The 10,507-nt window shown below is 64.7% G+C and carries 8 protein-coding genes; 5 read left to right on the top strand and 3 right to left on the bottom strand.

From position 1 onward, the window contains the following. Positions 1-277 precede the first annotated feature (277 nt). From ACQR1B_RS31025 to ACQR1B_RS31015, 3 genes are all read right to left on the bottom strand, one after another. Positions 278-1,012, bottom strand: a complete 735-nt coding sequence (locus tag ACQR1B_RS31025; RefSeq protein WP_434836474.1) for an SDR family oxidoreductase — start codon at positions 1,010-1,012, stop codon at positions 278-280. Between the two features lie 159 nt (positions 1,013-1,171). After that, entirely contained in the window at positions 1,172-2,995 is a 1,824-nt protein-coding gene (locus ACQR1B_RS31020; RefSeq protein ID WP_434836475.1) for an IlvD/Edd family dehydratase, read from the bottom strand. 181 nt (positions 2,996-3,176) lie between these two features. Then, the gene (locus ACQR1B_RS31015) at positions 3,177-4,256 is read right to left on the bottom strand and encodes a LacI family DNA-binding transcriptional regulator (protein WP_434836476.1); all 1,080 of its coding nucleotides are present in this window, start codon (positions 4,254-4,256) and stop codon (positions 3,177-3,179) included. Between the two features lie 271 nt (positions 4,257-4,527). On the opposite strand from ACQR1B_RS31015, the gene ACQR1B_RS31010 reads away from it, so the two are divergent. The 5 genes from ACQR1B_RS31010 (at position 4,528) to denD (ending at position 10,440) form a co-directional block, all read left to right on the top strand. Continuing rightward, positions 4,528-5,589, top strand: coding sequence for an ABC transporter ATP-binding protein (locus ACQR1B_RS31010; RefSeq protein ID WP_434836477.1), 1,062 nt, complete (start codon positions 4,528-4,530; stop codon positions 5,587-5,589). Positions 5,590-5,656: 67 nt separating this feature from the next. Beyond that, a complete protein-coding gene (locus ACQR1B_RS31005; protein ID WP_434836478.1) occupies positions 5,657-6,979 on the top strand; it encodes an ABC transporter substrate-binding protein in 1,323 nt (440 codons plus the stop codon). A 345-nt stretch (positions 6,980-7,324) separates the two neighbouring features. Beyond that, a complete protein-coding gene (locus tag ACQR1B_RS31000; RefSeq protein WP_434836479.1) occupies positions 7,325-8,278 on the top strand; it encodes a carbohydrate ABC transporter permease in 954 nt (317 codons plus the stop codon). Then, positions 8,275-9,183, top strand: coding sequence for a carbohydrate ABC transporter permease (locus ACQR1B_RS30995; RefSeq protein ID WP_284417625.1), 909 nt, complete (start codon positions 8,275-8,277; stop codon positions 9,181-9,183). Before ACQR1B_RS31000 ends, ACQR1B_RS30995 begins: the two co-directional genes overlap by 4 nt. 273 nt (positions 9,184-9,456) lie before the next feature. After that, on the top strand, positions 9,457-10,440 hold the full coding sequence (gene denD / locus ACQR1B_RS30990; RefSeq protein ID WP_434836480.1) for a D-erythronate dehydrogenase: 984 nt from the start codon (positions 9,457-9,459) through the stop codon (positions 10,438-10,440). Positions 10,441-10,507 lie beyond the last annotated feature (67 nt).

Below are 10,507 nucleotides of genomic sequence, written 5' to 3'. Positions count from 1 at the left end.
CCCTGGCAAACCCGAAATCTTTGAGAAAGATTCACACCCTCTCAGGGTGAGGAGCGAAGGTGTGCCCCGAAAATGAACGTGCCGCGCCGCCGCCTTCGACGCGAAACCCTCTCCATGAGCACGCCTCTCGGCGTGTTCATGGTCCGGTGTGCAGTGCTTCGGCTTTTGAACCTCATGGTGAGGAGCGCGTGAGCGCGTCTCGAACCATGAGGCCCCCAGGCATCCGGGCCCCATCCTTCGAGACGCCGCGTGCGCGGCTCCTCAGGATGAGGAGAAACTACAGCGTCCAGCCGCCGTCGATGGTGTGCGCCACGCCGGTGGTGAATGCGCTCTCGTCGCTGGCGAGATAGACGGCCAGATGCGCGATCTCCTCGGCGGTGCCGAGCCGGCCCATCGGCTGGCGCGAGATGAACATCTCCAGCCCGTTCGGGCCGGCGGAGGCGGCTCGGCCGAGCATCGAGGGTGTTTCGATCGTGCCCGGGCAGATGCAGTTGCAGCGGATCTGCTTGCCGACGAAATCGGCGGCGACCGAGCGCGTCAGCGCCGCCACCGCGGCCTTGGTCGCACCGTAGACGTAGCGGTTCGGCGCGGCCTTGAACACGCCGGCAGCGGAGGCGATGTTGACGATCGCGCCGCCGCCATCAGTCAGCATCTTCGGCAGGAAGGCGCGGATCGTGCGGTGCATCGACTTGACGTTGAGGTCGAACGAGAAATCCCAGTCGTCATCCGAACAGTCGAGGATGCTGCCATTGTGCACGAAGCCTGCGGCATTGAGCAGGATCTCGACCTTGCCCACCCGCTCGGCCATCGCGTTCACCGCTGCCGTGTTGCTGACGTCGAGAGTTGCGACCTCGGCAATGCCCTCGCTCTTCAGCGTGGCCAAGCCCTTCTCGTCGATATCGCTGGCGAACACGGTGGCGCCTTGCCGCGCGAAAGCGACGGCGCAGGCACGGCCGATGCCGGCGGCGGCGGCGGTGACAAAGGCGCGTTTGCCCTTGAGGCGGTCGGACATGGGGTCTCCCTGGGACTCTGGTGTTTGTCTTTCTCCGTCATTGCGAGGAGCGAAGCGACGAAGCAATCCAGAGTCTCTTGCTGGGCCCTGGATTGCTTCCGCCGTCGCCCTTCGGGCTATGGCGGACAGGTCGCTTCGCTCGCCATGACGATAGCTGGTTCAATGATTATGCCTTGCCACACCCACGGTGCCGGCGATGTTCTGGTATCGCGTGGCGAGCTCCATGCAGGCGCCGGTGGCCTGCTGGCCGACGGTGTTGCGATAGAGCTCCTGCCACGGCGTCTGGTTGGCCGGATGCGGGAAGCCCCCCCGGGCCTTCAGCTCGGCGCGACGCTTCGCCAGCTCCTCATCCGAGATCAGGATGTTGGCCGAGCCCTTGTTGAGGTCGATGCGCACTCTGTCCCCCGTCTTCAGGATCGCAAGCCCGCCATCGGCCGCAGCCTCCGGCGAGGCGTTGAGGATCGACGGCGAGCCCGAGGTGCCGGACTGCCGGCCGTCGCCGATGCAGGGCAGGGACAGGATGCCGCGTTTGATCAGCGCCGCCGGCGGCTGCATGTTCACGACCTCGGCGCCGCCGGGATAGCCGATCGGGCCGGCGCCGCGGATGAACAGCACGCAGTGCTCGTCGATCGCAAGCTGCGGATCGTCGATGCGGTCGTGATAGTCCTCCGGGCCCTCGAACACGATGGCGCGGCCCTCGAAGGCATTGGGGTCCTTCGGGTTGACGAGATAGCGGTCGCGGAACTCCTTGGAGATCACGCTGGTCTTCATGATCGCGGAATCGAACAAATTGCCGCGCAGCACCAGGAAGCCGGCATCCTTCACCAGCGGCTTGTCGTAGGACCAGATCACGTCGTTGTCGGGCTTCGGCGCTGCGCGGCAATTGTCGCCCATGCTGCGGCCGTTGACGGTGATCGCGTCCTCGTGGATGCGCTTGTGGCGAATCAGCTCGCCGATGACCGCCGGCACGCCGCCGGCGCGATGGAATTCCTCGCCGAGATAGAAGCCGGCCGGCTGCATGTTGACCAGCAGCGGCACGTCGTGGCCGAATGTCTGCCAGTCATCGATATTGAGCTCGACACCGACATGGCGCGCCAGCGCGTTGATGTGGATCGGCGCATTGGTCGAGCCGCCGATCGCCGAGTTGGCGACAATGCAGTTCTCGAACGCCTTGCGCGTCAGGATGTCCGACGGCTTGAGGTCCTCCCAGACCATGTCGACGATCCGCTCACCGGTCTCATAGGCGATCTGGCCGCGTTCGCGATACGGCGCCGGGATGGCGGCGCAGCCGGGCAGGGACATGCCGAGCGCCTCGGCGAGCGCATTCATCGTCGAGGCCGTGCCCATGGTGTTGCAGTGCCCGACCGACGGCGCCGAGGACGCCACGATCTGCATGAATTCCTCGTAGCCGATCTCGCCCGCGGCCAGCCGCTCGCGCGACTTCCACACCACGGTGCCGGAGCCGGTACGCTGGCCCTCGTGCCAGCCATTCAGCATCGGCCCGCCCGACAGCACGATGGCGGGAATGTTCACGGTCGCAGCCGCCATCAGGCAGGCCGGTGTGGTCTTGTCGCAGCCGGTGGTCAGCACCACGCCGTCGAGCGGATAGCCGAACAGGATTTCGACGAGGCCGAGATAAGCGAGGTTGCGGTCGAGCGCCGCGGTCGGCCGCTTGCCGGTCTCCTGGATCGGATGGGTCGGAAATTCCATCGCGATGCCGCCGGCGGCGCGGATGCCCTCGCGGACGCGATGCGCCAGCTCGATGTGATGCCGGTTGCAGGGCGAGAGGTCGTTACCCGTTTGTGCGATGCCGATGATCGGCTTGCCGGACTGCAACTCGGCGCGGGTCAGGCCGTAGTTGAGATAGCGCTCGAGATAGAGCGCGGTCATACCCGGATTGTGCGGATCGTTGAACCAGGCCTGTGACCGCAGCTTGCGGCTCTTGTCAGCGCCGTTGCCGGCATGTCCGTTGGATTTTGTCATTCGTTTTCTCCCGCAGTGCAAACGGTGCGAGCCGGTCTGTCAGGGGTGCTCCGCTCCCGCAACGATTGCGTGAAACGGAACACAGCAGTCAGGAGCAATTGACCGGCTTCGATGATCGCCTACGTCTTTGGTTTAAGTGGTCGTCGGCTCGCGTGGTTCTAGATCAGCAGTTTTGGTTGCGCTACCATTTTGTTCCCGAGGCCCGGTCGGCTTGCGCCGCGGCGGTCGCGGCCGCGCGCTGCAGCGTCGAACTCTGCCGTTCGATCACCTCGAAGCCGAGATCGACGACGCGGGCGGTGACCTCGCGCCCCTCGATCTCGTCCATGATCATGGTCGCAGCGCGCAGGCCCATTTCGTAGCGATTGGTCCGCACGCTGGTGAGCGCCGGAACGGCAGCGGCCATGAACTCCATGTCGTTGAAGCCGACGATCGCGATCTGCTCGGGCACGGCGATGTGCCGCCGCTGGCATTCGAACAGCACGCCCAGCGCGAGGTCGTCATTGGCGCAGAACACGGCATCGAGATCCGGCGCCCGCAGGATCAGATCCGAGAACAGGCTGCCGCCCATGGTCGTCGAGGTCGGAACCGCGGTTGTGACGATCAGTCGCGGATCGAACAGCCCGGCGCCTCTCATCGCGTTCTGGTAGCCCTGCAGGCGGCGCTGCACCCTTGGGTCCATGCGCGCGCCCAGGAAGCCGATGCGCCGGCAGCCCTGGGCGAGAAGGTGCGAAATCGCTGCAAAGCAGGCGTCGACGTGAGAAAAGCCGATCATCATGTCGATCGGATCAGTGCCGAGCTCCATGATCTGCACCACGGGACAATCGGCCGCCTGCACGATCGCACGGCCTTCCGCCGTCTGATCCACGCCGGTCACGATCAGGCCGGCGGGCTTCTGCATCAGGAACAGCCGCAGCAGGCGCTCCTCCTGCAGCACACTGTAGCGGGTGTTGGCCAGCTGGATGCTGTAGCGGCTGCCTTCGAACGCGTCATAGATGCCGCGCAGCACGTCGGAGAACACGTTGTTGGTGAGGGACGGTATCAGCACGCCGATCACTTCGGTGCGTTGCGATGCGAGCGCGCGCGCAGCGAGGTTCGGGACGTAGCCGAGATCCTTGGCGGCGCTCTCGATCCGCAGGCGGCGCGCGGCCGAGACCGTGTCGGGATTGCGGAAGAAGCGTGACACCGTGATCGGGCTGACGCCCGCCAGTGCAGCGACTTCGGTCAGCCGTGCTTTGCCCGGCGTGATGCGTTTCCGTCCCATGCGTTGCTCATAGCATAGGCGGTCTGGTACACAAGCGATATTGACAGCGCTATCACGTGGTTGCTAAGCGAAGCATTGCGACGGATTTGAACTGCGGACGATCTCTGCGAAGCTGGTTTCCAGTTTCGCAACGCAGTCGAGACGATCAAGAACAATAACAAGAAACGCGGCGAACGAGACAACGACAAGCGGCCAGATCAAACGGCCGAGAACAACGGTCAGGAAGCCGCCGGCATGCAGCCAATGCTGCCGGTCTTTGAGGAGGAAATTGATGTCGTCGGTGCAAATTCGCGACGTGCGCAAATCGTTCGGCGGATTCGAGGTCCTGCACGGCGTGACCATCCCGATCGAGGATGGCGAGTTCGTCGTGCTGGTCGGGCCGTCCGGCTGCGGCAAGTCGACGCTGCTGCGCATGCTCGCTGGTCTCGAGAACATCACCGCCGGAACGATCTCGATCGGCGAGCGCGTCGTCAACAACGTGCAGCCGAAAGAGCGCGACATCGCGATGGTGTTCCAGAACTACGCGCTCTATCCGCACATGACCGTCGCCGACAACATGGGCTTCTCGCTGAAGCTGCGCGGCGCGCGGCCCGAGGACATCAAGAAGGGCGTGGCGCGCGCCGCCGAGATCCTGGCGCTGACGCCGCTGCTCGACCGCTATCCGCGCCAGCTCTCCGGCGGCCAGCGCCAGCGCGTCGCGATGGGCCGCGCCATCGTGCGCGATCCGCAGGTGTTCCTGTTCGACGAGCCGCTGTCCAATCTCGACGCCAAGCTGCGCGTGGCGATGCGGACCGAGATCAAGGAACTGCATCAGCGGCTCAAGACCACCACCGTCTACGTCACCCACGACCAGATCGAAGCCATGACCATGGCCGACAAGATCGTCGTGATGCATGACGGCATCGTCGAGCAGATGGGCTCGCCGCTCGACCTCTACGACAAGCCGGACAATCAGTTCGTCGCCGGCTTCATCGGCTCGCCGGCAATGAACTTCCTCAACGGTCATCTCAAGTCCAACGGCTCGGTCTATGTCGAGACCGAGAACGGCGCCAAGCTGCCGATCCTGACGGCACCTGCCGCGTCCGACGGCCGTCCCGTCGTCTACGGCGTGCGGCCCGAGCATCTCGAACTCGCCGACGACGGCATCGAGGCCGAGGTCGTCGTGGTCGAGCCGACGGGATCGGAGACCCAGATCGTCGCCCGCATCGGCACCCAGGACATCATCGCGGTGTTCCGCGATCGCCACGAGGTCAATCCCGGCGAGAAGATCCATTTGCGTCCGCGCGCGTCGGCGGCGCATCTGTTCGACAAGGACAGCGGCCGGAGACTTTGATCCGGCCGCGCGACGCAAGAATACAACAAGCAAAACAAGCAATATATTCAACGGGAGAAAACTTCAGATGACGCATTTCCCCACGGACCGGCGGTCTTTGCTCAAGGGCGGCGCGACCCTTTTGGCGGCAGCCGCCACGATGTCGGCCGAGGATCTGCTCGGCTACGCCAAGGCCTGGGCGCAGACCTCGCCGTTCAAGCCGGAGCCCGGCGCCAAGATCAACATGATGCGCTGGAAGCGCTTCGTCGAGGCCGAGGACGTGGCCTTCATGAAGATCGTCGACGCCTTCCAGAAGGCCAACAACGTCACCATCAACATCTCCAACGAATCCTATGACGACGTCCAGCCCAAGGCCTCGGTCGCGGCCAATACGGGACAGGGGCTCGACATGGTGTGGGGCCTGTACACGCTGCCCTTCCTGTTCTCCAACAAATGCGTCGACATGACCGACGTTGCCGACTACCTCGGCAAGAAGTGCGGCGGCTGGACCGACTCGGGCAAGGCCTATGGCATGCTCGACGGCAAGTGGATCGGCATCCCCGTCGCCGCCACCGGCGGTCTCGTCAACTACCGCATCTCCGCGGCCGAGAAGGCCGGCTTCAAGGAGTTCCCGAAGGACCTCGCGGGTCTGTCCGAGTTCTTCAAGGCGATGAACAAGAACGGCACCCCCGGCGGCATGGCGCTCGGCCACGCCTCGGGCGACGCCAATGGCTGGGTGCACTGGGCGCTGTGGGCGCATGGCGGCAACCTGATCGACAAGGACAACAAGGTCGTCATCAACTCGCCCGAGACCGCCAAGGCGCTCGAATACGTCAAGGGCCTGTACGACAACTTCGTGCCGGGCACCGCGTCGTGGAACGACTCGTCCAACAACAAGGCGTTCCTGGCCGGCCAGCTTTACGCGACCGTCAACGGCATCTCGATCTACGTCACCGCCAAGAAGGAGGCGCCGCAGATCGCCGAGGACATGAACCACGCGCATCTGCCGCCCGGCCTCGACGGCAAGACCCGCGAGATGCATCTGGGCTTCCCGATCCTGGTGTTCAACTTCTCCAAGTACCCGCAGACCTGCAAGGCGTTCACCGCCTTCATGCTGGAGCCGGAGCAGTTCAATCCGTGGATCGAGGCGGCGCAGGGGTATCTGTCGCACTTCCTCAAGGCCTACGACGCCAACCCGATCTGGACGGTCGATCCGAAGAACACGCCGTATCGCGAGGTTGCCGCCACAGCGACCACGCCGGCCGGCCTCGGCAAGCTCGGCGAGGCGGCTGCGGCCGCGATCGCCGACTTCGTCCTGGTCGACATGTTCGCGAACTACTGCACCGGCCGCGAGGACGTGAAGACGGCGATGGCGAGCGCCGAGCGCTCGGCCAAGCGCATCTTCCGCTGAGGCGGTCAGCGCCGGCGTCAATCGCGCCGGCGTTTGTTGACTGCGTAGGGTGGGCAAAGGCGCGCCGGGATCGACGCGAGGGATCGCGATGTCTCGCGCGCCGTGCCCACCGACCATATCGCACCACCGGCGGTGGGCACGGTCTCGGCACGATGCGAGCATCGCGCCGAGTCCTTTGCCCACCCTACGGGTTCGTGATTTTCGTCATTGCGAGGAGCCGAAAGGCGACGAAGCAATCCCAGACCTTCTGTTCGGCCCTGGATTGCTTCGCTTCACTCGCGACGACGAGGACGCGGATTGATCGCCGCCTGCTGCTACGTCTCCGGAATTGGAGCTGCTGGATACATGAGTACCATTCAGACCACGTTGCCGCGAGGCGCCGCCATCAGCGAGCCTTCGGCATGGGCGCGGATCAAGACCAACCGCAACGTCATCGCGCTGTGGTTCATGCTGCCGGCGGCGGCGTTCCTGATCCTGTTCCTGGCCTATCCGCTCGGCTTAGGCGTCTGGATGAGCTTCACCGACGAGAAGATCGGCCGCAGCGGCGTCTTCGTCGGGGTCGAGAACTATGAATGGCTGTGGGACGATTCGATCTTCTGGCTGTCGGTATTCAACACGCTGCTCTACACCATCGTGGCATCAGCCATCAAATTCGCGATCGGTCTGTATCTCGCGCTGCTCTTGAACCGGCACATGCCGTTCAAGGCACTGATCCGTGCCATCGTGCTGATCCCCTTCATCGTGCCCACCGTGCTGTCGGCGATCGCGTTCTGGTGGATCTACGACTCGCAATTTTCGATCATCTCCTGGTCGCTGATCAAGCTCGGCGTCATCACCCAGAACATCAACTTCCTCGGCGACACCTCCTGGGCGCGCGCCTCGGTCATCATCGCCAACATCTGGCGCGGCGTGCCGTTCGTCGCCATCACCTTGCTCGCCGGCCTGCAGACCGTGTCGCCCTCGCTGTATGAGGCCGCGACGCTCGATGGCGCCACCAGCTGGCAGCGCTTCCGCTTCATCACCTATCCCTTGCTGACGCCGATCATCGCGGTGGTCATGACATTCTCGGTGCTGTTCACCTTCACCGACTTCCAGCTGATCTGGGCGCTGACCCGCGGCGGCCCGGTCAACGCCACCCATCTGATGGCGACGCTCAGCTATCAGCGCGGCATCATCTCGGGCCGGCTCGGCGAGGGCGCCGCGATTGCCACCGCGATGATCCCGTTCCTGGCCGCGGCGATCGCGATCTCCTGGTTCGGCATGCAACGGCGCAAATGGCAGCAAGGATCCGACCAATGACCGACACCACGCTGCACGCCAAGGCGCCCACCACGGCCGGCTCCGACGAATCCGAGGGCATGAGCTACCTCGAGTCGCTGCCGCGCCGGCTCGTCACGCTCTATCTGCCGCTGTTCATCATCCTCGTGGTGCTGCTGTTCCCGTTCTATTGGATGGGGCTGACCTCGATCAAACCCGACGAGCAGCTGATCGACATGGAGAAGTACAACCCGTTCTGGGTGGTGCATCCGACCTTCAAGCACATCTCGAAACTGCTGTTCGAGACGCAATATCCTCGCTGGCTGTGGAACACGATGTATGTCGCGGTCGGCGCCACCACCTTGTCGATCTTCGCCTCCGTGCTCGCGGCCTACGCCATCGTGCGGCTGCGCTTCAAGGGCGCCGACACCGTCGGCGTGCTGATCTTCTTCGCCTACCTCGTGCCGCCGTCGATCCTGTTCATCCCGCTGGCCTCGGTGATCCAGGCCTACGGCCTGTTCGATTCGCCGCTGTCCCTGATCCTGGTCTATCCGACCTTGCTGATCCCGTTCTCGACCTGGCTCCTGATGGGCTACTTCAAGACCATCCCGTTCGAGCTCGAGGAATGCGCCCTGATCGACGGCGCCAGCCGCTGGCAGATCCTGGTCAAGATCGTGGTGCCGCTCGCGGTGCCCGGCCTGATCTCGGCCTTCATCTTCTCGTTCACCTTGTGCTGGAACGAGTTCATCTACGCGCTGACCTTCCTGCAATCGACCCCGAACAAGACCGTGCCGGTCGCGATCGTCAACGAGTTCGTCGACGGCGACATCTACAAATGGGGATCGTTGATGGCCGGCGCCCTGGTCGGCTCGCTGCCCCTCGTGATCCTTTACGCCTTCTTCGTCGAGCATTATGTGTCGGCCATGACCGGCGCGGTGAAGGAGTAGGGCGGCTTTCGCACTAGAACGGACACGGCGCCGCACGGGTGGTGCACCCTCTCCCCTTGTGGGAGAGGGTGGTGGCGCGCGAAGCGCGCCGCCGGGTGAGGGGTCTCTCTCCGCGACGGCGGAGCTCGTGGGACCAACCCCTCACCCAATCGAGCATGCGGCACCTGCGGTGATGCCCTCTCCCACAAGGGGAGAGGGCACAGTAATGTCGACCGCATTCGCAACGGCGATGATCGCGGCCGTGATCAAACAAAAAGAAACAAGGAGCATCCCTTGCATATTCTCGTTCTCGGCGCCGCCGGCATGGTCGGGCGCAAGCTGGTGGAGCGGCTCATCCGCGACGGCCGCCTCGGCAATAGCGCCATCACCCGCATGACCCTGCAGGACATCGTCGCGCCGTCGAAGCCCGACACGGCCATCGCGGTCGAGACCATCGCCGGCGACTTCGCCGTGGCAGGCTTCGCCGAGAAGCTCGTCGCCGGCCGTCCCGACGTGATCTTCCATCTCGCCGCGATCGTCTCGGGCGAGGCCGAGCTCGATTTCGACAAGGGCTACCGCATCAACCTCGACGGCACGCGGATGCTGTTCGACGCGGTCAGGCTGATCGGCGACGGCTACAAGCCGCGGCTGGTCTTCACCTCGTCGATCGCGGTGTTCGGCGCGCCGTTCCCGGACGCCATCGGCGACGAGTTCGTCAATGCACCGCTCCTGAGCTACGGCACCCAGAAGGCGATCGGCGAGCTCCTGCTGGCCGATTACAGCCGCCGCGGCTTCTTCGACGGTGTCGGCATCCGGCTGCCGACCATCTGCATCCGTCCCGGCGCACCCAACAAGGCCGCCTCCGGCTTCTTCTCCAACATCCTGCGCGAGCCGCTGGCGGGCAAGGAAGCGGTGCTGCCGGTGTCCGAAGACGTCCAGCACTGGCATGCGACGCCGCGCTCGGCCGTCGGCTTCCTGCTGCACGCCGCGACCATGGATACGGCCAGGATCGGCCCGCGCCGCAACCTCACCATGCCCGGGCTGACGGCGACCGTCGGCGAGCAGATCGCAGCGCTGCGGCGCGTGGCCGGAGACGCCGTCGCCGCCCGCATCCGGCGCGAGCCCGATCCGTTCATCGTCGGCATCGTCGCCGGCTGGCCGCGGACATTCGAGGCGAAGCGGGCGCGCGAGCTCGGCTTCACGACCGAGGAAAAGACCTTCGACGACATCATCCGGATCCACATCGAGGATGAGCTCGGTGGCAAGTTCGTGGCCTGAGACCGCCACCAGCCTCTGGACTCACATGGCGCAACGCGCCATGTGAGGGCAGGGAGACATTCGGGAG

The organism is Bradyrhizobium oligotrophicum (assembly GCF_051168495.1).
Classification (GTDB): Bacteria; Pseudomonadota; Alphaproteobacteria; order Rhizobiales; family Xanthobacteraceae; genus Bradyrhizobium; species Bradyrhizobium oligotrophicum_A.
Note: the sequence above shows the minus strand (reverse complement) of the source record. Positions and strands in the feature narration are given on the sequence as shown.